Annotated in this window: 19 protein-coding genes and 2 pseudogenes; 19 read left to right on the top strand and 2 right to left on the bottom strand. The window is 38.9% G+C overall.

The genetic code is table 11. From position 1 onward, the window contains the following. Positions 1 to 87 precede the first annotated feature (87 nt). The 17 genes and pseudogenes from prfB to G4D63_RS10980 all read left to right on the top strand — a co-directional run bounded on the left by prfB (position 88) and on the right by G4D63_RS10980 (position 21,674). A protein-coding gene (gene prfB, locus G4D63_RS11055; protein ID WP_239585943.1) for a peptide chain release factor 2 occupies positions 88 to 1,186 on the top strand; the annotation gives its coding sequence in 2 pieces (ribosomal slippage) (positions 88 to 150 and positions 152 to 1,186; 1,098 coding nt in all). A 514-nt stretch (positions 1,187 to 1,700) separates the two neighbouring features. Beyond that, positions 1,701 to 2,567, top strand: a complete 867-nt coding sequence (locus tag G4D63_RS11050; RefSeq protein ID WP_163179701.1) for a YitT family protein — start codon at positions 1,701 to 1,703, stop codon at positions 2,565 to 2,567. A gap of 52 nt (positions 2,568 to 2,619) precedes the next feature. After that, positions 2,620 to 2,964 carry a cytochrome c551 gene (gene cccB, locus G4D63_RS11045; RefSeq protein ID WP_163179700.1) on the top strand — a complete coding sequence of 115 codons (345 nt, stop codon included), beginning with the start codon at positions 2,620 to 2,622 and terminating at the stop codon, positions 2,962 to 2,964. Positions 2,965 to 3,506: 542 nt separating this feature from the next. After that, positions 3,507 to 4,193, top strand: coding sequence for a cell division ATP-binding protein FtsE (gene ftsE, locus G4D63_RS11040; RefSeq protein ID WP_163179699.1), 687 nt, complete (start codon positions 3,507 to 3,509; stop codon positions 4,191 to 4,193). Then, positions 4,183 to 5,076 (top strand): permease-like cell division protein FtsX, encoded by an 894-nt coding sequence (ftsX, locus tag G4D63_RS11035; protein ID WP_163179698.1) that lies wholly within the window; start codon positions 4,183 to 4,185, stop codon positions 5,074 to 5,076. Before ftsE ends, ftsX begins: the two co-directional genes overlap by 11 nt. A gap of 33 nt (positions 5,077 to 5,109) precedes the next feature. After that, the gene (locus G4D63_RS11030; RefSeq protein ID WP_163179697.1) at positions 5,110 to 6,363 is read left to right on the top strand and encodes a murein hydrolase activator EnvC family protein; all 1,254 of its coding nucleotides are present in this window, start codon (positions 5,110 to 5,112) and stop codon (positions 6,361 to 6,363) included. Positions 6,364 to 6,804: 441 nt separating this feature from the next. Then, entirely contained in the window at positions 6,805 to 7,467 is a 663-nt protein-coding gene (locus G4D63_RS11025) for a cobalamin B12-binding domain-containing protein (protein WP_163179696.1), read from the top strand. Then, positions 7,454 to 8,560 (top strand): two-component system sensor histidine kinase NtrB, encoded by a 1,107-nt coding sequence (locus G4D63_RS11020; protein ID WP_163179695.1) that lies wholly within the window; start codon positions 7,454 to 7,456, stop codon positions 8,558 to 8,560. Before G4D63_RS11025 ends, G4D63_RS11020 begins: the two co-directional genes overlap by 14 nt. 297 nt (positions 8,561 to 8,857) lie before the next feature. Beyond that, complete coding sequence (gene sda, locus G4D63_RS11015; protein ID WP_163179694.1) at positions 8,858 to 9,001, top strand: sporulation histidine kinase inhibitor Sda; 144 nt, start codon at positions 8,858 to 8,860, stop codon at positions 8,999 to 9,001. 377 nt (positions 9,002 to 9,378) lie between these two features. Beyond that, positions 9,379 to 11,064, top strand: coding sequence for a methyl-accepting chemotaxis protein (locus tag G4D63_RS11010; RefSeq protein ID WP_204559077.1), 1,686 nt, complete (start codon positions 9,379 to 9,381; stop codon positions 11,062 to 11,064). A gap of 120 nt (positions 11,065 to 11,184) precedes the next feature. Further along, a complete protein-coding gene (locus G4D63_RS11005) occupies positions 11,185 to 12,282 on the top strand; it encodes a GGDEF domain-containing protein (RefSeq protein WP_163179693.1) in 1,098 nt (365 codons plus the stop codon). A 196-nt stretch (positions 12,283 to 12,478) separates the two neighbouring features. Next, positions 12,479 to 13,939, top strand: a complete 1,461-nt coding sequence (locus G4D63_RS11000; protein ID WP_163179692.1) for a S41 family peptidase — start codon at positions 12,479 to 12,481, stop codon at positions 13,937 to 13,939. Positions 13,940 to 14,102: 163 nt separating this feature from the next. Beyond that, entirely contained in the window at positions 14,103 to 15,293 is a 1,191-nt protein-coding gene (locus G4D63_RS10995) for a PDZ domain-containing protein (RefSeq protein ID WP_163179691.1), read from the top strand. 235 nt (positions 15,294 to 15,528) lie between these two features. Then, a pseudogene (locus G4D63_RS22455) lies at positions 15,529 to 16,086 on the top strand (protoglobin domain-containing protein); the annotation flags it as partial. Between the two features lie 306 nt (positions 16,087 to 16,392). Then, a pseudogene (locus tag G4D63_RS22450) lies at positions 16,393 to 16,845 on the top strand (methyl-accepting chemotaxis protein); the annotation flags it as partial. Between the two features lie 259 nt (positions 16,846 to 17,104). Beyond that, positions 17,105 to 18,364: a hypothetical protein gene (locus G4D63_RS10985; protein ID WP_163179689.1), complete on the top strand. Its 1,260-nt coding sequence runs from the start codon at positions 17,105 to 17,107 to the stop codon at positions 18,362 to 18,364. A gap of 55 nt (positions 18,365 to 18,419) precedes the next feature. Then, positions 18,420 to 21,674 carry a hypothetical protein gene (locus G4D63_RS10980; RefSeq protein ID WP_204559075.1) on the top strand — a complete coding sequence of 1,085 codons (3,255 nt, stop codon included), beginning with the start codon at positions 18,420 to 18,422 and terminating at the stop codon, positions 21,672 to 21,674. Between the two features lie 255 nt (positions 21,675 to 21,929). Here the strand turns inward: G4D63_RS10980 and G4D63_RS10975 are convergent, their stop codons facing one another. Both G4D63_RS10975 and G4D63_RS10970 read right to left on the bottom strand, forming a co-directional pair. Then, positions 21,930 to 22,094 carry a YjcZ family sporulation protein gene (locus tag G4D63_RS10975; protein WP_163179688.1) on the bottom strand — a complete coding sequence of 55 codons (165 nt, stop codon included), beginning with the start codon at positions 22,092 to 22,094 and terminating at the stop codon, positions 21,930 to 21,932. Between the two features lie 47 nt (positions 22,095 to 22,141). Next, positions 22,142 to 22,237, bottom strand: a complete 96-nt coding sequence (locus G4D63_RS10970) for a YjcZ family sporulation protein (protein WP_163179687.1) — start codon at positions 22,235 to 22,237, stop codon at positions 22,142 to 22,144. Between the two features lie 537 nt (positions 22,238 to 22,774). Here G4D63_RS10970 and glpK point away from each other — a divergent pair. Continuing rightward, the gene (glpK, locus tag G4D63_RS10965; RefSeq protein WP_163179908.1) at positions 22,775 to 24,265 is read left to right on the top strand and encodes a glycerol kinase GlpK; all 1,491 of its coding nucleotides are present in this window, start codon (positions 22,775 to 22,777) and stop codon (positions 24,263 to 24,265) included. Positions 24,266 to 24,410: 145 nt separating this feature from the next. Beyond that, entirely contained in the window at positions 24,411 to 26,066 is a 1,656-nt protein-coding gene (locus G4D63_RS10960; protein WP_163179686.1) for a glycerol-3-phosphate dehydrogenase/oxidase, read from the top strand. Positions 26,067 to 26,068 lie beyond the last annotated feature (2 nt).

The raw sequence follows: 26,068 nt of genomic DNA, 5'->3' as shown, positions 1-26,068 counted from the left end.
GTCTTTTTGTAAGACATAGGCTTTTTAATGAGAAAGTTTTTTTAAATGTATCACAACCTAACGAAAAGAATACATGAGGTGGCATATATGGAATTAGCGGAAATTAGAAACGAATTAGAAAAGATGGAAAAACGTCTAGAAGACTTTAGGGGGTCTCTTTGACTTAGAAGAAAATGAGGCTCGCATTAGAGAGCTGGATGAGCGTATGGCTGAACCAACGTTTTGGGACAATCAACAAGAGGCTCAAACGGTAATAAATGAGGCTAACGGATTAAAAGAGTTGGTGAATCAATTTAATGACCTTCAAGAGTCCTATGAGAACCTTGTATTAACTTACGAGCTGTTAAGAGAAGAGCATGATGAGGACTTAAAGGACGAGTTGGTTACTGAGGTAAAATCTCTAACTAAAGAGTTTAATGATTTTGAGCTTCAGCTATTATTAAGTGAACCTTATGATAAGAATAATGCGATTCTAGAGCTACATCCTGGGGCTGGTGGAACAGAGTCACAGGACTGGGGTTCAATGCTTCTCCGCATGTATACAAGATGGGGCGAGCGTAAAGGTTTTAAAGTAGAGACACTTGATTATCTGCCGGGTGATGAGGCGGGAATTAAGAGTGTTACACTTCTGATTAAGGGTCATAATGCTTATGGATACTTAAAGGCTGAAAAAGGGGTTCACCGATTAGTTCGAATCTCTCCGTTTGACTCATCAGGTCGACGTCACACTTCTTTCGTGTCCTGTGATGTGATGCCTGAGTTCAACGAAGAAATTGATATCGATATAAGAACCGAGGATTTAAAAATCGACACTTATCGTGCAAGTGGAGCAGGTGGACAGCATATTAATACGACAGATTCTGCAGTTCGTATTACCCATACTCCAACAAACACTGTCGTAACCTGTCAAACTGAACGTTCCCAGATCAAGAACCGTGAGCGAGCTATGAAGATGCTTCAGGCGAAACTTTACCAACGTAAAATCGAAGAGCAGCAAGCTCAGCTCGATGAAATTCGTGGAGAAAAGAATGATATTGCGTGGGGAAGTCAAATACGTTCTTACGTATTCCATCCATATTCAATGGTGAAAGATCATCGTACAAACTTCGAAGTTGGTAATACACAAAGTGTTATGGATGGAGATTTAGATTCGTTTATTGATGCTTACTTACGTTCGAAATTATAAGAACAGATATGGACCTCTTATCGGGATAGGATAAGAGGTTTTTTACGTTTTGGAGTTGTTGTTGTCGATGTCAGTCAGTGGGGTTTAAATACGCAATCATATTTGATTCTCACGCAAATAACCATCCAACCTCTAACAATTATGTTAGAAGTCACGCAATTAATACGTGGGCTCACGCAATTATACGGAATTCCACGCAAATGTCTTAAAAGCGAGTTTCTAAAACGACTAACCAAACTTATAAACATAAGAAAAGCTGCCGATTAGCAGCTTTTCTTATGTTTATTGTAGTGTCTTTGAATGATACCTACCACCTTTGAAGCAAACTACTCATACATCACTGATTTACCCCTTTACCACGCTAACAGAGTGCCATTCACAAAACAAAAACACCATGATATACTCACTTCGGCACTTTAAAGCTATGGGGGCCAGGCCCCCATAGCTTTAAAGTGGTAAAGTATTTAGGTTTAATGTGTGGTTTGTAATTTTTGAGGGAGGTTATGTAGTTATTATGGGGAGAAATCGAAAGGGGATTGTTCTTAGTCCCAAGACTGAGACTTTGCTTGAATACATATATGTTTTAGTTGGTTCTGCGATTGTGGCACTTGCGTTTAATTTGTTTTTACTTCCTAATCGAATCGCTTCTGGTGGGGTCAGTGGGATTAGTACGATTACAGATGCGGTATTGGGTTGGGAACCTGCATTTGTTCAAATGGCTCTGAATGTTCCGTTGTTTATTGCGGGGATTGTGCTATTAGGACGTTCCTTTGGTCTTAAGAGTTTAGTTGGAACGATCTTCTTGCCGTTTATTGTCTTCCTGACGAGAGACATGGAAGCTGCTACACTGGATCCACTTCTTGGTGCTCTATTTGGTGGGATTGGGGTCGGTCTTGGTCTTGGTATTGTCTTTAGAGGGAAAGCCTCGACTGGTGGAGTGGATTTAGCCGCTCAAATCATTAATAAATATACGGGTTTATCACTTGGAACCTGTGTAGCACTGATTGATGGAATGGTAGTTTTAACCGCTGCAATTGTTTTTGATTTAGAGAGAGGACTTTACGCGTTAATTGCTCTCTTTGTTACGAGTAAGACAATTGATTTTGTGCAGATGGGTATTGGTTATTCGAAAATGGCCATTATTATCACGAGTAAAGAAGCTGATGTGAGACAGGGAATTTTAACGAAGATTGATCGCGGTGTGACTCGCTTATCAGCCTTTGGTGGTTATACGGATCAAGAACGTCCTGTGCTTATGTGTGTAGTTAATCAGACGGAGTTCACGAAATTGAAACAATTAGTTAAAGGCATTGACCCTTCTGCATTCGTTGTAGTTATGAATGCGTCAGAAGTTTTAGGTGAAGGCTTTAAACGTACATAATTGGGATATTATAGGCTAAAATAATCTTATGATGATTCTAGGAGGATTTTAGATGAAAAGTAAAATCATGGTTGTTCTGTTTGGAGCGTTACTTACATTATCTGCTTGTGGTGGTGGCGGAGATACAGCTCAGGAGGAGCCAGCTGATAATGACACAGCAACTGGTGGAACTGCGGAAGTATCTGATGGTGAAAAACTGTATCGACAAAGCTGTGCAAATTGTCATGGTGGCAATTTAGAAGGTAGTATGGGACCAAATCTTCAAAAGGTTGGAAGTAAGTATTCAGAGGAAGAAATTCTAAGTATCATTGTGAATGGTCAAGGTAGTATGCCAAAGGGTGTCTTACAAGGGTCTGATGCTGAAGCAGTAGCTGCATGGTTAGCTACAATGAAATAAAGGGGATAGTGCGGCTTTGAAGCGCACTATTTTTTTGTTTTAGTGCTATTATGCCTTAAAACCTCTCCCGTTGTTCATGTATGAACTATTATGTACGACTCTCGGGCATTTCTGCACCAAAATAAAATTTATATGCACGTTCTCGACCAATATCTACTTGTAAAATTTAAATAAATGCACGGCCTTTACTATTTTATGAACAAAACCGCATTTACCTTTCAACTCAACTCTCCTTCCTCTCCACCTAAATAAATTGACGAATCTCATCTGACAAGATATCCATAAATTCCCCTCATTATTACAAGTATTTCCTCATGAAACAAAATTGTAATAAAAATACGTCAAAAAATGGCGTTATATGATGTTATAATAAATTGTGTGTTTGGTTCTGTCGCCTTGTTGGCAATTTTCGTCAAATATGCGATTGTTGTCGAAACTAGTAGATGCCTATATTATAATAAATTAGTTATGTAACCGAATTTTACTTAAAAGATACGTTGATTATAAATTTTATAACTTAGAGAAGCAGGGTGAAAGTTAACATGATTGAATTAAAGGATGTTTATAAAACATACCCAAATGGTGTTCTGGCTGTTAATGGGATCACCGTTAAAATAGATCAAGGTGAATTTGTCTATGTTGTAGGTCCAAGTGGTGCAGGAAAATCGACATTTATTAAGATGATGTATCGTGAAGAACGCCCGTCAAAAGGCACAATTACAATCAATGATATTAATTTAGCGAAGTTAAAGGAAAGCAGAGTTCCCTATTTACGTCGAAATATAGGGGTTGTCTTTCAGGACTTTAAACTGCTACCTACATTAACAGTATATGAAAATGTCGCATTTGCGCTTGAAGTAATTGAAGAAACACCGAAAAACATTAAAAGACGTGTTATGGATGTGCTAGATCTTGTACGTCTTAAGCATAAGGCGCGGTTCTTGCCGCAGGAGCTTTCCGGTGGAGAGCAGCAGCGTGTATCGATTGCACGATCGATTGTAAATAACCCAAAGGTTATGATTGCGGACGAGCCTACAGGTAATCTTGATCCCGAAACGTCATGGGAGATTATGAATATTTTTGAAGAAATTAATAATAGAGGAACGACGATTGTGATGGCAACACATAACCGTGAAATCGTAAATACCGTTAGAAAGCGCGTTATCGCAATTGAAAATGGTAGAATTGCACGTGATGAATTGAGGGGTGAATACGGCTATGAATCTTAGAACGTTTACCCGGCATATTCGTGAAGGTGTAAAAAATATTTTTAGAAATGGCTGGATGACCTTTGCTTCAGTCAGTGCTGTAACCGTTACGCTATTACTTGTTGGTAGTTTTCTAGCGATTATGATGAACTTAAACCAATTTGCAAAGACGATTGAATCAGATGTGAAAATTAGTGTTCATATTGCACTTGAGGCTACTGAATCAGACGTAGCGGGATTAGAAGCTAATATAAAACGAATACCAGAGGTCGAATCTGTTACCTTCTCATCAAAGGATGATCAGCTTCAAAAACTGATTGACAGTATGGGGGAAGAAGGAGAATCTTTTACACTTTTTGAGCAGGACAACCCTTTAAATGATGTGTTTATTGTTACAACCAAGGAACCGACAGATGTCATCAAAGTTGCGACTCAAATTGAACGTTACAACCAGGCAGACAAGGTGCTATACGGTAAAGGTACCGTTGAAAAGCTGTTTCAAGGAATTGGAATTGCTCGTAATATAGGAATCGGTATTATCGTCGGTCTACTATTTACGGCTATGTTCTTAATCTCAAATACGATTAAAATTACGATTATTGCTAGACGTAAAGAAATTGAGATTATGAAACTAGTTGGAGCGACAAATGGTTTTATCCGCTGGCCATTTTTTATCGAAGGTCTTTTATTAGGAGTAATTGGATCGATTCTTCCAATTGTGCTTACTGTATCTAGCTATCATTATCTATTCACGACTGCTAATCCGAAGCTAGAAGACACCTTTTTTCAACTTTTACCGGTTACGCCGTTTGTGTTTCAGTTAAGTGGAATTTTATTACTAATCGGAGCATTTATCGGAGTTTGGGGAAGCCTATTGTCCGTACGTAAATTCTTAAAAGTTTAATAGAACAATAGAGAGATGAGGAGGAACGAGACGTTGAGGAGAAAACTGGTTGTGCTAGTCATGCTTTGTTTCACGATTGTTGGAGGTACTCTTTTACATTATGAAGAAGCTTCAGCAAATACCAAGTCAGAGTTAAATGAGCAAAAGCAAGAGTTAAATAAGAAAAAATCAGAGATCAATTCAGAAAAGTCCGTAGTTGAGGATGAGTTCAATGAACTTGATAATGAAATTAACCAGTTAAATGCTGATATTAAGAAACTTGATCAAGCACAAGCTGAGACAAGTGAAAACATTCGTAAGCAACAAGAAAACATTGAAACTGTAAAGCAAGAAATTACTGCTTTAACTGAAGAAATAGTGGTTGTACAAGAGCGTATTGAAGAGCGTAATGAGCTCTTAAAAGAACGTGTTCGTTCCTTACAAGTGACAGGTGGGGCCGTTCAATATCTTGAGGTTTTACTTGGAGCACAAGACTTTAGTGATTTTATTGATCGTATGACAGCTGTTACGACAATCTTTAGAGCAGATAAAGAAATTCTTACTAAGCATCAAGAGGACAAGCAATTGTTAGAGCAAAAGCAATCGGAGCTTGCACTTGCATTAGAGGAACTAGAAACAAAGCTTGTTGATTTAGAAAGCATGCTATCGATGCAAAAGGCTCAAGAGAAGAGTAAGCAACAGATGATGGCAAAGCTTGAAAAGCAACAGGAAGATCTACAACATGAGATTCATGAGCTTGAAAATGAAGCGCAAATTATTGCAGCACAGGCTTCAGCTGTTCAAAAGGAGTTAGAGCGTATTAAGCGTGCTGAGGAAGAAGCAGCACGAAAGAAGAAGGAAGATGAGGCAGCTGGAAAGAAGCCTTCAACTCCACCAGCCGCAGCATCAGGTAGTTTTATTGTGCCAGCAGCTGGTCCTATTACCTCTAACTATGGAGCGAGATGGGGACGTCTACATGCTGGAGTTGATATCGGGAAACGTGGTAGCAGTGTACCGGTTGTAGCTGCAGCTTCAGGAACGGTAATTAGCTCCTATTATTCTTCAAGTTATGGTAACGTTGTATTTATTGCTCATAGTGTAAAAGGTCAAATGTGGACAACCGTTTATGCTCACTTAGAAAATCGTGAAGTATCAGCGGGACAATCGGTTCAACAAGGTCAACGACTTGGCTTTATGGGGAATACAGGTCGTTCGTTCGGAGCACATTTACACTTTGAACTTCATAAGGGTGGCTGGAATGGAAGTAAGTCTAATTCGGTTAATCCTAGAAACTATATAAATTTCTAATTAGAGGTACACAGCTTGTACGTTAGGCTGTGTATTTTTATTTATTTTAACGTGATAGTTATAATAATGAGTTTCGTACATGTAACGGGCAAGGTATGTGGTTCCTATATTAAGCATCCCCTCGAGAAGGAATTTCTCCTTTTGTTCAGTAGATTATTTGTATAGCAGGATAATTTTGCCTTACTCATTACCCTTGAACTACGCTAGCGTTTCCTGTATGGTTAAAAAGGAGCTTACTAGATTGAGCTCTTTCTATTTTATAGACAAGTAGTTCTTTAGGAGCTTTTTTCCTGTATTTAAGAATTTTTCGCAAACATTGGTGCCCAAAAGCGCATCTTTACTAATAAATAAAAACATGTGTTAAGACGAATGTTTGATTGTCTTTATCCAGCAATTCATGCGAAAACAGCTTTATTTTTTATAAAGGTGTGATTATACATCATGAGAGAATTAGAACTTAGGCAGCTAGTAGATTTCATGCTTCAAGGTGATGATGAATCTGCTTGGAATTTTATTTCTTTCTCTATGAATGGTAAGGACCGCGTTTACTTCTACAAAGAGATTTTAACAGAGGCTATGAGATACGTCGGTGAATTATGGGAATTAAATGAAATTAAAGTGGCAGATGAACATATTGCCTCTAACGTTTGTCATTTATTAATAGCTAGACAGCTTGCTGAGTTGCCCAAACAAAATCAAATTGAATTAAGTTTCAAAGGAATGTTTTTCTGTATAGAAGAGGAAGAGCATTCATTAGGCATCAGGATGGTGTCGTCTTTGTTTAAGGAGCATGGATGGAATACACGCTTCCTAGGGGCGAACCTTCCCGTAAAGGATGCCATTATTTATGCGAATCGATGGAGACCTGAGGTGATTGGGATTTCAGTATCGATCGTTTATCATCTCCCAAAACTAATACAATTTCTTAATGAAATCAATCAATTGGTTTACGAACCAGAAATATTAGTTGGAGGGAGAATTACATCTATGTTTGAAATAGAAAATTATTTACCTCACAATGTTCAGATCGTGAAGGATCTTAATCAGTTGAATCAGCTGCTGATTGAAAGCAAGTTATGTAAACAACTATTTGAAAACAGTTGAACATAATATAACCTATATTCCTTTTCCGCTTTTTGTGATAGATCTAGATTTTAATGTGTTACAGGTATCAGAAGAAACCTACAGTCAGTTTCCCTCTGTAACCAATTTTCTAGAGCTTGTTGATACTGATAGCCGAAAAAAATTAGAGCGGTTTATGAGACCGGAATTTGCTAAGGCAAAAATTGAATTGAATTTGATGACCAAGCAGAATACGCTCGCTCTTTATGACGTATACACGCAATGGGAAAATGATGAACGTTTGTATCTGTACTGTATTGAAAAGCAGGAGAGCCTGCAACAAATTCAAGAAATCATCGTTAGACAACAAACGCAGCTTGAAAACGAGAATTTGATACTGCTTGAAAAACAGGAGCAGCTAGAGGTTACGTTGAAGAAGATGGAAAAGGTTGTTATGCAGCATGATAATCTTGCTAATTTTGGTAAGATTGCTTCTAGCATTGCGAGTGAGCTAAAGCGTCCATTAATTAGCATTGGTGGGTTTATCCAACTAATTAAGCCGCATCTTGTTGATACGGGTAAGGCTCATTATGCAAATATAGCGCTAGATGAAATCAATCATGCAAATAATTTAATTTATCAATTTCTATCCACTCATGTACCTGCCTTACCTGAGAAAAAGCAAGCAAACGTCCAAAAGATTATTTCGGATGTCATTGCTAGTACTAGAAATGAAGCAGGCAGAAATGGTTGTTCTGTAAAATATGTAAAAGAGCAAATTTTACCTGTGATTGATATTGATCCGCTTCAGATTAAGCAAGTTCTTTTAAACTTGATTAAAAATGGAATGGATGCGATTCAAGCTAGTTCTAATAAACAAATTGGAAACATTGAGATTAGAACAAAGCTTCAAAAAGATACGGTTGAGATCTCGGTTCATGATAATGGAAAAGGGATGGATCACGAAACACAGCGTCGTATATTCACGCCTTTTTATACAACGAAAGATAAAGGTATTGGGATCGGTTTGTCTGTGTGCTTGAAGATCATCCAAAATCATGGCGGTATTATCGAGACTAAAAGCAATGTTGGTGAAGGCTCAATGTTTACCATTGTATTACCAATAGAATCCTAGAATGGGGCGCGATTCTTAACATCTTGCTTATACATTAAACAATCATCTCGTCTTTTTAGACTATACGAAATGGCTCAATAGTCTGTTAACAAGTCGAGGTATGAAATCTCAGCATATCATAGATAACTTTGTCAGGATTCAAAAAGTAATAACAGACAAAGGGCTTGAAGGTAAAGAGGAGTATTATCAGTATTGCCTATCCCAGGCAATATCCTTATTAGAAGAAAGTGTTCTATAAAGGCTTTCTAATCATTTTCTTGAGCAGTTAATAGATTAATAAAGAAGGGGTAAATGTAGTTGAAGATATCAGATTCCGAGCTTCTTGAGGCGTATTATAGTGCCATCGAGTTGGCTTTAGACCATGAATTTATTGCAATGTTAGAAGAAGAAATCATAAAACGAAACCTAGATCTTAAAAGAAATAAAATAGTTCAGAAATAATGTGCCAATGCCAATAGAAACTAACACATTTATCCCTTACAAACATAATGGCAAAAGGGTAATATTATATATCTTCAAGCTGATCGTCTAAAGCTTAACACTTTTTAGGGGTGTTTAAGCTTTTTTTAATGCTCACTTTCAATAGGAATCGGTTCCTATTGTCCCATCTACCTTTAGACCATATAATTTACCTATATTCTTGTTATTACATGAAAAAGGACAGCGAACCTGTTACTTATTATGTTATCGATAACAGTGTGATTAAGGTAGAAAGTAGCGCTCCTGCTAGATCCTAAAACGCACTATGCCAATGACTCAAATTGGTGTAGTGCGTTTTTTTTGAAAATCATAAAAAAATAAAGGTTGAGGTGAACATCATGAAGTTAAAGCTGGGTACGAAGATTAATTTAATTGTATTATCTATTATTCTTTCACTTTCGGTTGTGATCGGTTTTATCGTAACAAAGGATATTACAGAAGGTGTAAAGGAATTTGCGGTGGAGAAGGCTAAAGGGGACTTGAGTCTTGCCTATAGATATGTTGATAACAAATATCCAGGAGATTGGCAAGTGAAGGACGGTCAATTATATAAAGGTATGACCCTCATGAATGAAAACTATGAGGTCGTAGATAAGATTGGTGAGGATACAGGAGACACAGTTACGGTTTTCCTTGGAGATACGCGAATCGCTACAAACGTAATGAAGGAAGGTCAACGGGCTATTGGGACTCAGGTTTCAATAGAAGTTGCAGATGCCGTTTTAAAAAGAGGTGAGCTTTACTTAGGTGAAGCCGATGTGGCAGGTAATATGTATCAAACTGCTTATATGCCAATTAAGGCAGCAGACGGTGAAATTATAGGAATCTTCTATGTTGGAGCTTCACAGGCGATTATTGATAGTATTATCTCAAAGTTTACTAAGCAGTTCTTAGTTACGATTGTGATCGTCATCATCGTTGCAGTTGCTATTATTCTATGGTTTACTCGTGGTATTAGAAAAAGGTTAACTACTATAACGAATGCATTAGAATTAGCTGGAGATGGTGATTTCACATCTAAGGTAATTGATAAATCTGGTGATGAACTAAGTGATCTTTCGATAAGCTTTAACCGTATGGCTGACAGCTTACGCAAAATGATGAATGAGGTTATGACGAATTCAGAGCATGTTGCGGCATCGTCTCAGGAGCTTACCGCAAGTGCAGAGCAAACGAGTAAGGCTACAGAAACGATTACAGAGTCGATTCAACAGGTTGCAAATGGCGCAGAGCATTCTACGGCTAGTGTTGAAGAAGCTGCGACTGCGTTAGAAGAAGTAACCAAGGGTGTACAATCAATTGCTGAAAATGCATCATCTATTTCTGAAATTGGTACGCAAACCACTCAAAAGGCTAAGGCCGGTGGAGAACTAGTCGGGAAGACTGTTCAGCAAATTCATGCAATTAGTAGTTCAGTTGATGAAAGTGGAGAGGTTATGAAGTCTCTTGATCAGCGTTCAAGACAGATTGGTGACATTACGAAGGTGATTTCTGGTATTGCGGAGCAAACGAATCTACTTGCTTTAAATGCAGCTATTGAAGCAGCTAGGGCAGGAGAACATGGAAAAGGATTCGCTGTAGTTGCAGACGAGGTCCGTAAATTGGCCGAGCAATCTCAGCAATCATCCTCTCAAATTTCCGCATTAATTATTGATATCCAGCAGGATATGATTCGATCTAATCAATCAATTGAAAAAGTGTCAGTAGATGTTTCTGATGGATTAGCCATTATTCAAGAGACTGAGGTCAGCTTTAACGAAATTTTAACTTCAATGGAGAAGGTTTCTGCGCAAATTGATGATATGGCAGCAACCGCAGAGCAAATTTCAGCAAGCTCACAAGAGGTTACTGCAACAGTTGCGGGAATCACTCAAATCTCACAGGAAACCTCCATGCATTCACAAAATGTGGCAGCATCAACAGAAGAGCAACTAGCTTCGATGGAGGAGATTACAGCATCTGCAAATTCATTGTCTAGTCTAGCAGAGGATTTACAGAAGTTGATTAGTAAATTTAAGGTTTAATATTAAGAGAATGTATAAAGGTGGGCCAAGAATTTATTGGTCCACCTTTTCATTATTCATAAACATTGTCATAATAGATAATAATGATAGAACTCGTTTTCAAAAAGGGAAGGTTTGCGTATGTTTAGTGATTTAGTGGTAAATATAGCGATTTTAATATCGTTTACCTTTATATGGCTACAGCTTTTTCAGACTAAAAGATTAACGATTCATTCACCGTTATATATTAAGATATTTGATGGAATCATCGCTGGGATCTTAGGGATTATACTGATGCATTATAGTATTCAGGTCAGCGATACCACAATTCTGGACTTGAGGCATTTACCTGTGATGATCGTGGCTTTCTTTGGTGGGTTTGTTCCTACTGTTATCTCAGCTGCCTTGATATCAATGGGTCGTTTTGTCATCTCATTTAACTATTCATCGATTATATCTTTGATTATGATGTTTGTGCTTGCATTTGGAGCAAGCTATCTGTCACATAAAGTAAGGCTCTCTGATTGGAAAAAATGGTCGGTGCTTCTTCTTTATAGTCAGTTCGTATATTCACTGGCATTATACATAGTTGTCGCTGATTATCATTCAGTTTTAGATGTCGCCGTTTTCCATATTATTAGTACAGGCATAGGTGGAATGTTGTTATTTTATTTTGTTTTATATGTAAGAAAAAATAGTGAATTATTTCACCAATACAAAGAGGGCTCTCAGCGTGATCATTTAACAGGACTTTATAATGTTCGATCGTTTGATTTATATTATAATTCGATGATTTCCAAGGCAATTCGTAAGGATGAGGATTGTGCCATGTGCCTGGTAGATATTGATCATTTCAAACAAATTAATGACTCGTATGGTCATCCAGCTGGTGACGGCGTGATTAAACAGGTTGCATCATTATTAATAGAATCAACAAGAGATATTGATATTGTTTCTAGAAATGGAGGAGAGGAATTTTCCGTCCTACTACCAGGTTGTTCAATTGAGAGAGCAGAAGAAGTGGCTGAAAGAATAAGGAGAACAGTTGAAAATAGAACCTTTTTACTACCCGATTTTAGTGAACTGAAAATTACAGTCTCGGTTGGAGTCGCCTCTTATGAAAAATTAGTGGAACTAGAAGATACCGATGATTTATATGAAGAGGCGGATCGAGCTCTTTATAAAGCAAAGCAGGATGGACGGAATAGAGTGATATTGGCTACTGAGGTGAGGGTATGATTTTTAGAATTTCCACATCAACTCATATTCAGTACAAGCTTTGCATAAGATGAATGAAGTAGGCATTGATTTTAGCAAAATCAACCAAATTAATTGTAAAGCTAGCCTGGAGAATACTCCATGCTAGCTAAGTTTTTCTAAAAGCCTTAAAATAGTACATAACGTGTATCTTGGATCTTGGGTGAGGAGGATTTTTATGAACAAAAGAATTACAGCCTTAGCGATGGCAGTCTCGTTAATTGTCGGAAGTGGTGCAACCTATTTTGTAATGGATCAATTTGGTCAATCTAGCTCTGCAGGGGTCCAAAGCAGTAATAATGTTGCTAGTGATCAACCAGTGGCTGAAGGCGCAACTGTTACGGCAGAGGGAATTGATAAAATAAAGCAGGCATATGAGCTAATTGCTGGTAATTATGTAGAAGAAGTCGATGGCAATGAGCTAATTGAAGGTGCCATTCAAGGAATGATCAGTACGTTAGAAGATCCATATTCAGTTTATATGGATAAAGAAACAGCTGAGCAGTTTTCTCAAACTCTAGAATCCTCTTTTGAAGGAATAGGTGCTGAAGTGAGCATGGTCGATGGGAAAGTAACGATTGTTGCTCCTTTTAAGGATTCACCTGCTGAAAAGGCTGGTTTAAAGCCGAATGATCAAGTCATTAAGGTAGACGGTGAAAGTATCGAAGGACTTGATTTATACGAGGCTGTTCTAAAGATTCGTGGGGAAAAAGGAACAACCGTTAATCTCGATATATTACGCCCAGGCACGACTCAAGTTATGACGATTCCTGTGGTTAGAGATGAAATTCCTCTAGAAACGGTATACCCTGAAATGAAAGAGTTCCAAGGTAAAAAGGTCGGTTTTATAGAAGTAACATCGTTTGGTGAGGACACTGCTCCTGATTTTGAAAAGGCAGTTAAGGACCTCGAAGGTCAGGGTATGGAAGGATTAGTCATTGATGTAAGAGGAAATCCTGGTGGATACTTACAAAGTGTTGAGCAAATGCTTAAGCTATTTATCACAAAGGATAAGCCATACGTTCAAATTGAACAGCGAAATGGTGAAAAAGAGCGTTACTTCTCGTCCCTAACAGAGAAGAAACCTTACCCAATCAATGTTTTAATTGATGAAGGAAGTGCATCTGCTTCAGAGATCCTAGCAGGAGCCATGAAAGAAGCAGGCGGTTATGACATTATTGGTAAAACATCGTTTGGAAAAGGAACCGTTCAGCAAGCAGTCCCAATGGGCGATGGCAGTAACATTAAGCTAACTTACTTTAAGTGGTTAACATCTGATGGCAATTGGATTCATGAAGTAGGTGTAGAGCCAACAATTCCTGTTGAGCAACCATCATATTTCTATTCGAATCCAATCTCAATCGAAGAGGATTTAAAGTATGATATGAATAATGAGCAGGTTAAAAATGCTCAAGTGATGTTAAAAGGTCTAGGTTTTGAGCCAGGTCGTGAAGATGGTTATTATAGTAAGGAAACGGAAACAGCTGTCAAAGCGTTCCAGCAATCAGTTGGCATAGAGCAAACGGGCGTAATTTCAAAGGAAACTGCTGGTAAACTACAGCAAACTCTAATTGAAAAAGTCCGTGACGTGAAAAATGACCGTCAGCTTGAAACAGCTTTAAAATCCTTGTTCAAATAAGGTAGCAGGAATCTATAGAAAATTGTCGAAAGTATACCTCAATCGGGGTATACTTTTTTTATGGCAATAAAAAACAATTACTGATTGTCAACAATCTGTTAAAATAATCTATATTAGGAAGTTTCGGATTAAGAGAATGTTCTTTTGAAGGGTGGTGGACAGGTTGGATAGTTGGTTAATTGATGTGTTAAAAGGAATCGGTGTCTTTTTCATACATCCCCTGTTATATTTCTTTCTCTTTTTAACACTAGTAATGGGCTATAATCGAGTCAAGAAGGAACGCGGATTTTTCCATGTGCGGATTTTTGATTCTATTAGTGAAACGAAGTTAATGCTAACGGCGGGATTATTTGTTGGGCTAATCGTCTCGTTGCTAACAGTGGGAGTCGGGTTTGTCATTCCAGTTGGTGGGGTTGTATTAATAGGAGCCATTACGCTTCTATTAGGACTAACGTTTCGCTTGCGTTTCCTATCTCCAGCATATGTTCTTGGACTAGCTATCCTATTATCAATGGTGTTGCCGCAGTGGAAGACGGGAAATACGTTTGTTGATCTGTTAATCAGTGAACTAACACTTATTCACCCGACAACCTATAGTGGACTTCTAGCAATTCTCTTTATTGTAGAGGGAGTATTAATTATAAAGGACGGCTCGCGACTAAGCTCGCCAAGACTTGAAACAAGTAAACGAGGAAGAATGATCGGGGCTCATGCATCCAACCTTCTATGGTTACTTCCAGTCTTCGTCCTATTACCTGGAGCACCCGTTTCATCGATTTTCCCGTGGTGGCCACTTTTATCCTTTGGTCAGCAATCCTTTGCTCTATGTTTACTACCATTTGGAATTGGATTCTTTCAAAAAACGAGAGGAAGCCTTCCACGAGAAGCGGTTCGTTTTACGGGGAAACGAGTGATTGCATTAGGTATGTTCATTGCCATTTTAGCGGTAACGACGTATTGGTTACCTGTAATGTCAATTGCTGTTGCCTTATTAGCAATCATTGGACGAGAACTGCTAACGATTCAACAACGTGTGCAGGATGATGATTATACGTATTTTTCTAGACGTGATCAAGGTCTTGTGATCCTAGGAATTATTCCTAAATCACCTGCTGAAAAAATGGCCCTTCAGGTTGGTGAGTTAATTACAAAGGTGAATGGCAAGCAGGTTAAAAGTGTAGAGGAATTCTACTATGCACTTCAAAAAAACGGAGCATTCGTGAAACTTGAAGTGGTTGATCATAACGGAGAACTTCGTTTAGTCCAACGAGCTTTATATGATGGAGAACATCATGAATTGGGTATGTTATTTGTTTCTGATGAGAAGTTAGCTGTGCAGGAGCAGGTAGTGTAAGAGGGAGAGGCTGTCGATAGAATCGATGGCTTTTTTTTTATGCACTTTCGGCTACTTTTGAAAAGTAAGTATACTGATGTTTTATTGTGCCCAAGTATATGTTGAGATACCAAAACTTTCTAATGCAATACCTTAAATCTATCAAAAAATCTGTCGATATAAGAGTATGTTGAATTTTTAAAATATATTGCGGATTTTTATACCGGATGTAGCAACTAGCTACCTATTAGAGAGGATGTCCACATTGATTAAAGGACTATTAAAATCACAGCCTAAAAAAGAAGAAATGTTTGCTTCTACTAGTGAAGTTTTATCAAAGACAAAGATTGAGCTAGATGCGAAGGCAGACTATTCTACCCAACTACAGATGATTAGCTTAACAAATGAAAACTTGGCTCATTTAAAGGTGTTACAGCCGTTTGTTAAAGAGAAGCTAGATTCAATTGTTACTAGATTCTATCAAAATATTGGCAAGCAGCAATCACTTATGAATATAATCAATGATCATAGTACGGTGGAACGGTTAAAGGTTACGCTAGAAAAGCATATTTATGAGATGTTTAACGGAGTGATTGATCAGTCGTTTATTAAACAGCGTTATATTATTGCTCATGTTCACGTTCGCATTGGCCTTCAACCAAAATGGTATTTGTGTGCGTTTCAGGAGTTATATGAATCTGTTTTAACGATTGTTGAAGAACAAACGAATAGTATGGCTGATTACAAGAAAGCGGTGCTAGCAGTTTCTAAAATATTTAACTTTGAACAGCAAATCGTATTAGAGGCTTACGAATTAGAGAATGAGAGAATTCGAATAGAAGCTGAAAATGCGAAGAATACAGTAAAGCAAAATGTTGCGAAAAATGCTGAGGAGTTAGCAGCAATTAGTGAAGAAACGAGCTCGGCAATTCAAGAGATTGCAGGGAAGACGAAGGATATTGAGGGCTTGACTAAATCAGGGTCGGATCAGGCACTAGAAGCAGAAGTTAAGTCAAAGGAAGGTATCTTACGCCTTCGTAATCTAGAGAAGGTCATGGTAGATTCTGAGCAAAAAATGAGCAAGATCGCAGCAGATATGGAAAAGCTAACCGCAAGCTCAAAAAAAATCGAAGAGATTGCTACAATGGTAACCTCCATTGCCGAGCAGACGAACCTACTATCACTAAATGCAGCGATCGAAGCAGCTCGTGCAGGTGAACATGGAAAAGGCTTTGCCGTTGTTGCGGGTGAGGTTAGAAAGCTTGCAGAAAGCACAAAGGGTGCTGTAACAGAAGTGTACAGCTTAATTAGTGAAATTGATCGTTCTTCTGCGCAAATGTCAATTACAACAGCGGAGGTTCAAGCTGGAATAAAAGACGGTACACAACAAACCAAACAAACGACACAATTCTTTGACCAAATCCTAACGTCAATGGAAGAGGTTAAGCAACAAAATATCCAAATCGCTAAAGAAATGGAAGCCCTATCGCAAATCGTCCTAGACATCAACGCGGCTGTCGAACAGGTTGCCTACTCTTCAGACGAGTTAAACAATATCACGAATCAATTATAAAGATTGGCTATATTAGTATGATTGCGATTCCCTGCTGTCCAAGCGGGGAATTTTCTTTAGCTATTCGATCTAAAAGATGTTGAACATGATAAGGCCACGGTTTCATGTTCTAGAAAATAGATATGCACACATATTGTACTAATCTGTTTAATCAAATCACACAAGGGAAAGCTTATAAAAAGAACTGTTAAAGAGAATTCTTTAACACGTTAAAGGAACGGGGGCCTGGCCCCCGATGCGGTGAAGGGGTAAAGTGTGTATGAGGTTTAAGGGCTGGGTTTTGGGTGGTAGTGTGGGATTAATTGTGATTTTGTTGCTTGTTTATTATGGTGGTGGTTTTTTGAAGAGTAATATTGGGATCGGATATACGGAAGAGGAGCTGTCGCAGCAGGCGGAGAAGTCTTTGGGGTGGTTGCAGATGCAGCTTGATATGTTGGATGATCCGGTTGATGTTGAGAAGGTCCTGGGCTCAACGGAGGAACCAAGTTATCGCCTAATACCGTCTTATTATATTCCTTCTAGCGATCCTATGAGTCATACAGGAATAGAGCGGAGAAGTTGGCTTTATGATAATGCACTTGCTGTGATTGCTTTTTCTTTAGCTGGTGATCAGAAACGAGCTTCTACCATTTTATCTTCTCTCGAAGAGCTTCAAAATGAAGATGGGTCATTTGCTTTTGCTTATGATGTATTCTCTGGACCCATTGATGAATCCAAACGAAGCGGGAGCATCGCTTGGCTAGGGGATGCGATCGTCAAATATGAAGTAGCCTTTGGTGATTCCTCCTACCGGGATATAGCCATTTCGATCGCTGACTATTTACTTGGTCAGCAGGATCAGAAGACTGGTAGTATTAAGGGTGGCCCAGATGTAGAGTGGTATTCTACTGAGCATAATATTGATGCTTATTTCTTTTTTAGAGATTTGGGTAGGCTTACTGGTGAAAGTCACTACATACAAGTTTCGGAAAACATCAGCTCTGCTCTTCTATCTCATCATTGGAATGATTCAGAAGGTAGATTTAATCAGGGTATCAATGATACCGCTGAGGCACTTGATGCGAATTCATGGGGCTCAATCTTTTTAATGGCGGTTCATCAGGAGGAGTTAGCACAATCTCCTATTGATTATTTGGAAAGATTTGAGGTTCATGATGCTTCGTTAGTGACAAGTATGGATCAAATCAAATACAATACGACGTATCAAACTCAAGCTGTTTTAACAGGATATAAGCCTTATGCTGCTGGATATGAACAGCCACCAACTATCGTGTGGACGGAAGGTACGTGGGGAGTGATTAATCTTCTATTGCGAAGGGAAGAGCCTGTTCATCATCTTCTTACTTCCATGTTTGCCATGCAAGAGGCAGATCAACACGGTGGTCTTGTTTATAGCAATGAACGGCATGAAAGCGAGCCTTACAACTTTTACGTATGGCCAGCTGTAGCCGGAACAGCATGGGAATATATTACGCTAACAAATCCTCGTTTCATTTGGGATGATACGATAGTAGAATAAGAGAGACTTAATTCGAAGTACTTTAAACAAGCTCTACATATAGAAAGGTGTACGAATGAACAAAAATGTGAAAAGACAGGTAAAGGTCATTATTTATTTTTTAGTGATGTTTGGGATTATTGCAGCCATTACTTCTCCGTTTTGGAGTTGGTATTTAAAACCTGAGGCAGAGTTAAATGTGTTAATAGTTGATAAAACGGTTCCTGATTTTACATATCGCGAGCATAAAGGCTTAACATGGTTACTCAATCAAAATAAATATGTACAAGCTGATCAAACGGTTTACGATTATACAACCGATTATGTAGGATTTCACCCAAAGGAAAATCAGGAATTTGAAATAAAGGACCTACCAGAGGACCTATCCGGTTATGATTTGTTGTATATAGCAGATGGTTATGGTGTTTATGAGGAAGAGTTTTACGGAACTAATCAACAGGGAGTTCGTTCTGAGAGTTTGTATGGTGGAATGACTACTGAAGAGGTTGCGAGTATTAAAGATGCGGTGACGAAAAATGGTACTCCATTACTTGTTGAGTTTAATACGTTTGCTAACCCTACTAAGCCAAGCGTTAGAGAGGAATTCTATGAATTACTAAACCTAGAATGGAGTGGCTGGATTGGTCGCTACTTCCTGGACTTAAGTGATGAAGAGGTTCCAGTATGGGTAAAGTCAAATTATCAAAATCAAAATGACCGTGCTTGGGATTTTACGGGTAGTGGTCTGGTGTTTGCTGATGAAAATGATCAAATAGTGGTGATTGATCAGCACGGCTTAAAAGAGGGTGGAGTTCTATTTAACTACACAGAAAAGGGTCATGAGCAGTTAAGTGGAAAAGGCGAGGAAGCCTATAATTATTGGTTTGATGTGGTTACCGCTTTTAACGAGGAAGAGATTCTAGCTACCTATACACTTCCCGTAAACGAGGAAGGAAAAAAGCAACTGCAACAATATAATCTACCAATGAGTTTTCCAGCAATCATTCATCAGGATTCACTGATTGAAACCTATTATTTTGCTGGTGATTATGCTGATCAGGAAGAAGTGCCAGATTTATATAAAACATCTGGATTAAAGAAGTGGAGAGAATACTTTTCTCCAAGAACAGAAGGCAGCACGCTTCCTTTTTATTGGAGGGTGTATGTCCCGATGATGGATGGCATTTTTAAGGATCTAATGAATGAGCCTGAAGAACAGGTACCAAAAAAGGTTCTTGATATTCACACAGTTGATGGTGTTTCTATGATTGGAAAAACCAATGAAACCTATTTAGAGGTCTATCGTGACGGAGCTTGGGAGGACCTACTCATTAAAGGGGTTAATATTGGAATGGGGAAACCAGGAACATTCCCAGGTGAAGCTGCAATTTCCAAGCGAGAGTATGCGAGATGGTTTCAGCAAATTGGAGAAATGAATGCCAATTCGATTCGTGTTTACACCATTCATCCACCAGGATTTTATGAAGCGTTGTTTGAATATAACCAAACGGCAAAAGAACCTATCTATCTATTTCATGGGGTATGGTTGAATGAGGATGTGTTTAAAACCAAGGATGCGTACTTACCTTCGACGATCCAAGAATTTAAGGATGAAATTGCTTCAACAGTGGATTTGATTCATGGTAATGCTACTTTGCCCGAGAGACCTGGCCATGCAAGTGGAAGCTATCGTTACAATCTTTCACCTTATGTTCTTGGATATATTTTAGGGGTAGAATGGGATCCAGAATTTGTAGTCGGTACTAATGAAAAAAATGCTAACAAGCAGGATTTTTCGGGAACCTATATTTATACCGAAGAAGCCAATCCATTTGAGGTTTGGCTAGCTGAAATGGTGGACTATACAGTTGCTTATGAAGTAGAAAACTATAACTGGCAGCATCCGATGAGCTTTACTAACTGGGTAACTACTGACTTACTTGATCATCCAAGTGAAGTAGATTTAGCCGAAGATATGGTATCAATCAATCCCAATGTTATGCATTCGACCAATCAGTTTACTTCAGGGTTGTTTGCTTCTTATCATATTTATCCCTATTATCCTGAGTTTTTAAATCTGGAAAAAGACTATGTTAATTATATAGATCACCGTGGTGAAAAAAACAATTATGCAGGGTATTTACATGACATGAAGCAGGCTCACCACATGCCGTTAGTTGTTGCTGAGTTTGGTGTACCTGCCTCAAGAGGAATTGCTCATGAAAATGTTCATGGAAAAGACCAAGGGCATCATTCAGAGCAAGAGCAAGGTCAAATCATCGGTGGACTTTATGAGGATATTGTTCATGAAGATTTGGCGGGTGGCATGGTATTCATTTGGCAGGACGAGTGGTTTAAGCGAACCTGGAACACAATGAAATATGATAATCCGAATCGTCGACCTTTTTGGTCAAATATCCAGACCAGTGAGCAGAACTACGGATTGCTAAGTTTTGATCCAAGTGATCAAATTAAGGTAGATGGAGATGCCGAAGATTGGGATGATACGGCAGTTAAGATTTACGAGAGTGACGACGACAGTCATATACAACAAGTGCTTATGAATCATGATGAGCGCTATGTATATGTAAGAATCGACTATAATCAGCCTATAGATTGGGAAAAGGATCGGTCATATGTTCTTTTTAACACAATTCCAAATCAAGGACAAACAGTCATTCCAAACGTAAAAGGTAAACAAGCTACGGGAATAGATTTTGTACTTGAGCTTAGTGGAAAGGATACTTCTAAGTTGGTTATAGATAGTTACTATGATACTTTTTATCATGAATTTGCTGTAAACTCTGACATGCTTGCTGAAGAACCATCTATACAGCTTAAGGATAACGGTCAATACTTTCCAATCCGATTAATACTTAATCGTGAAACTTTGCAAGTTCAAGAGGATGGATCTAGAAAGGTTGTTCCAATTGTCTACACGGAAACAGGACAGCTAACGTTTGGAAATGCAAATCCAAATGCAGAGGATTATGATTCGTTATCAGATGTTTCCATAAGCAAAGATCAAAAAGTCGTTGAGGTTAGAATACCTTGGATGATGTTAAACTTTAAAGACCCATCACAGCATGAGGTGATTGGTGATTTATCCACCGCTATAACAGAGGATATTCCTAGTGAATTTATTGAAGGAATTCGTGTAGGGGTTGTCCATGCTAATGAAGAGAATGAGATACTACAAACGTTTCCATCTGTTTTAACAAATGAAACAGAGTATCTGATGTATCAATGGGAAAAATGGAATGAGCCAAGCTATCAAGAGCGACTGAAGAAGTCGTATTATATTCTGAAAGATGTATTTGAGAGACATTAAGTTGTAAAACAGAGTGCGCTAGGTTTCTAGCGTGCTTTTTTGATTATGTTGTAGTTACGCATTTGTGATCGAGTTTCACGCAATAATGACTTAGTCTCACGCGATTACAGCTGATGGTCAAACAATAAGTATGTAGACTCACACAATTATAAGAAAAACCGACGGAATTGCTTCAGAACAAAACAGTAAGGCAACTAGTCCAACCATAAACACTTAAAAAGGCTGCCCCGAGAGCAGCCTTTCTTAAGCTTTACATTAGCACCAAGCAGCGCCAACGATGATTAATAGAATAAATAACACAACGATTAGAGTGAAAGTGCTACCTCCACCATAAGCGCCTGCTACTACTGGTTGTGAGTAACCACAACCACCAAATCCTGTACCATAACCTGCACCGTAACCATATCCTGTTCCAAACATTATAAATTCCTCCCTTTGATTTTTATTTAAATAATTTGTCTTTTAAATTAGTAACCAACGTAAGCTGATCCAACAATGATTAATAAGATAAACAATACTACGATTAGTGCAAAACCTGCACCGTATCCTCCAACTGCACCCATGATAACACCTCCAAATGCATTTGTTATACCTTATGTGTGGATTGCCTGTATGGGGAGGGCATACGCCTAGATGAGGAAGAAAATGGGCAGAAATGTTTATGATACAGGCCTAACCATGTGATGGTCCAAGTCTTTATGCAACGTAAAGTGCCTAATTCCCGACTTGTGCACGAAAACAGGAATTTTCTGCACGGAAATTACCAAGTTCTGCACGAGAACAAAATTATATGCATCAAAACCGATCGTTTCTGCACGGAAAATTGGTTTTTATGCACAATCACGTCACGCCAAGAGTCGAGTCACCCTGCCAGCCCTCATACCCAACCACCGACCTCTGAGCGAGAACTTTGGAAGTATTTTGAACCGAGACAATAGAAAAAGTGGGTTGAAACCCTTTTTATTTTCATCTATAGTAAAAATAAGTTGATAGAAGTGGCAGAGAAGACGGAGACCCACGTAAAACTTTTTCATATATAAAGTTTTTCGAAGGGTCTTTTTTTCGCTATCTTTAGAGAAGTGAAGGGACGGATGATAACTGTGGAAACCTATATATTAGCATTAGATCAAGGAACTACGAGCTCGCGAGCAATTTTATTTAACCATCAGCGTGAGGTCGTTCATATGTCACAGAAGGAATTTACGCAATACTTTCCGAAGCCTGGCTGGGTCGAGCATGATGCAAATGAGATTTGGGCAAGCATGGAGGATGTTATTTCAACCTGCCTAGCGGAAGCAAATTTAACACCTGAGCAAATTGTTGGAATTGGGATTACGAACCAGCGTGAAACAGCAGTTGTTTGGGACAAAACGACAGGTAAGCCAATCTATCATGCAATCGTATGGCAATCTAGACAATCTTCTGGAATTTGTGATGAGTTAAAAGAAAACGGATACAACTCTATTTTTCATGAAAAAACTGGTTTATTAATAGATTCATATTTTTCAGGAACGAAGGTAAAGTGGCTGCTTGATCATGTCGAAGGAGCAAGAGAAAAGGCGAATCAAGGTGAGCTATTATTCGGGACGGTTGATACTTGGTTAATTTGGAAGCTAACAGGTGGTAAGGTGCATGTAACTGATTATTCTAATGCATCAAGAACACTTCTTTACAATATTCATGAACTTAAATGGGATGAGGAGCTATTATCGATTCTTGAAGTGCCCGCATCGATGTTACCAGAGGTGAAATCTTCATCTGAGGTATATGGACATACAGCTTTAGCTTTATTTGATAACAAGAGCATTCCAATCGCAGGTGTGGCGGGAGATCAGCAGGCAGCACTATTTGGTCAAGTCTGCTTTGAGCGTGGAATGGCAAAGAACACATATGGAACAGGCTGCTTTATGCTTTTAAATACAGGGGAGCAAGCTGTTGTTTCGGAGCAAGGATTGCTAACGACCATCGCATGGGGCATTGATGGAAAGGTCCACTATGCATTAGAGGGAAGTATCTTTGTCGCTGGTTCAGCGGTTCAATGGCTTCGAGATGGAATGAAGATGATTGAACATGCAAAGGATAGTGAAAGCTTTGCTGAAAAGGTAGATACAACGGACGGAGTGTATGTCGTACCTGCATTTGTGGGACTTGGAACACCGTATTGGGATAGTGATGTTCGCGGAGCAGTCTTTGGACTGACAAGAGGAACGACGAAGGAGCATTTTATCCGTGCAACGTTAGAATCATTAGCCTACCAAACAAAGGATGTTCTAACTGAAATGGAAAAAGAGGCAGGCATTCCGTTAAAAGCATTGCGTGTAGATGGCGGTGCCGTGATGAATAATTTCTTAATGCAATTCCAAAGTGACATGTTAAATGTTCCCGTTGAAAGACCGGTAAATCATGAAACGACTGCCCTTGGAGCCGCCTACTTAGCGGGGCTAGCGGTTGGATACTGGAGTAGCCAAGAAGAGATTTCGTCACAGTGGGAAGTAGATCGTTGCTTTGCTCCGAGTATGGATGAAGCGACAAGAGACCAGCTTTATACTGGCTGGAAAAAAGCAATCGCAGCAACTATCGCTTTTAAGTAAGGTAGAAGTATGATATCATTTAAATAAGTTAATAAGACGGTTGGAGACACAGGAGAGACCATAGCAAACAGTGGCGTTAACATGCCACGTTCGTTTGTTTTGGTCTCTTTTCTGTTTAATTCGGATAAAATACAGGAGGTATAACATGAATTTTTCAAGCAAGAATCGTCAGCATACCTTAGAGGAATTAGCTAGCTCAAAGCTAGATGTATTAGTTGTAGGTGGGGGAATCACAGGCTGTGGAATTGCACTTGATGCGACAACTAGAGGGTTAACAACCGGTTTAATTGACATGCAGGATTTTGCAGCGGGTACTTCAAGTCGTTCTACAAAACTCGTTCATGGTGGATTACGATACTTAAAGCAATTTGAAGTGAAAATGGTTGCCGAAGTGGGAAAAGAAAGAGAAATCGTATATGAAAATGGACCTCATGTTACCACTCCTGAGTGGATGCTGTTACCTCTTCATAAAGGAGGAACCTTTGGAAAGCTGTCTACTTCTATTGGTCTACGTGTCTATGATTTCTTAGCTGGTGTGAAGAGACGTGAGCGAAGACGTATGCTAGGTGTGCAGGAAACAATTCAAAAGGAGCCTCTTATTAAGAAGGAAGGGTTAAGGGGAGCCGGCTATTATGTGGAGTATCGTACCGATGATGCGCGTTTAACCATTGAGGTGTTGAAGGAAGCCGTTCAGCATGGGGCAAAGGCGGTCAGTTATGCGAAGGTAGTGGAGTTATTATATAAGGATGGTAGGGTAATAGGTGTTGAGGTTGAAGATCAAATTACCAAGAAACGCTATGATCTCTACGCTGAAAAGGTAGTCAATGCAACAGGTCCGTGGGTAGATAATCTTCGTAAACAGGATCGTTCTAATAATGGTAAAAACCTTCGCCTAACAAAGGGTGTTCATTTAGTTTTTGATGCAGCGAAGTTTCCGTTAAAGCAAGCTGTTTATTTTGATACACCTGATGGACGCATGGTATTTGCGATTCCTAGAGACGGTAAAACATATGTAGGAACGACTGATACGTTTTTTAATGATGAACCTAGCCATCCGAAGGCTACCAAGCAGGATGTAGAATACATCATAAAGTCAATGAAGTTTATGTTTCCTGAGGTGGTCGTCAGCGAACAAGACGTTGAGTCCACATGGGCAGGCGTTCGTCCGCTGATTTATGAAGAAGGAAAAGATCCTTCTGAAATTTCCCGTAAGGATGAGGTATGGGAGTCAGAGTCTGGACTAATCACCATCGCAGGTGGAAAACTAACAGGTTATCGAAAAATGGCTGAGATGGTTGTCGATCTCATGGTCCAAAACCCAGTTTTCAAAAAAAATTCAAGCGTTAAGCAAGCATGTCAAACGAAGAAGATGCCGATCTCAGGTGGGCATGTAAATGGTTCAAAGAATTTATCCTCATTCGTTAAGTCTTTCGAAAAAGAAGCGCAGGGTTTAGGTTTTACTATTGAAGAATATAATCATCTAGCCGATATGTATGGTTCGAACATTGAAGAATTATTGAACCATGCTAAAACATATAGTCCGGAGATTTCAGGTGGATTACCTTTACCTATTTATGTACAGCTACAATATAGCTTAAACTCAGAAATGACGTATAAGCCAGTAGATTTCTTCATACGACGTACAGGAGCACTTTTCTTCCAGATTGATTGGGTTCAAACGTGGAAAAAGCCTGTCATTGATTTTATGGCTAAAGAGCTAGGCTGGAATGCGGAACAAAAGGATGTCTACACATCTGAACTAGAAAAAGAGCTACAAGATGCGATGCATCCAGAAGAGTAATT

Origin of the sequence: Bacillus mesophilus (assembly GCF_011008845.1) — a bacterium.
Classification (GTDB): Bacteria; Bacillota; Bacilli; order Bacillales; family SA4; genus Bacillus_BS; species Bacillus_BS mesophilus.
The sequence above is the reverse complement of the archived record's forward strand: the minus strand, read 5'-3'. Positions and strand labels throughout refer to the sequence as shown.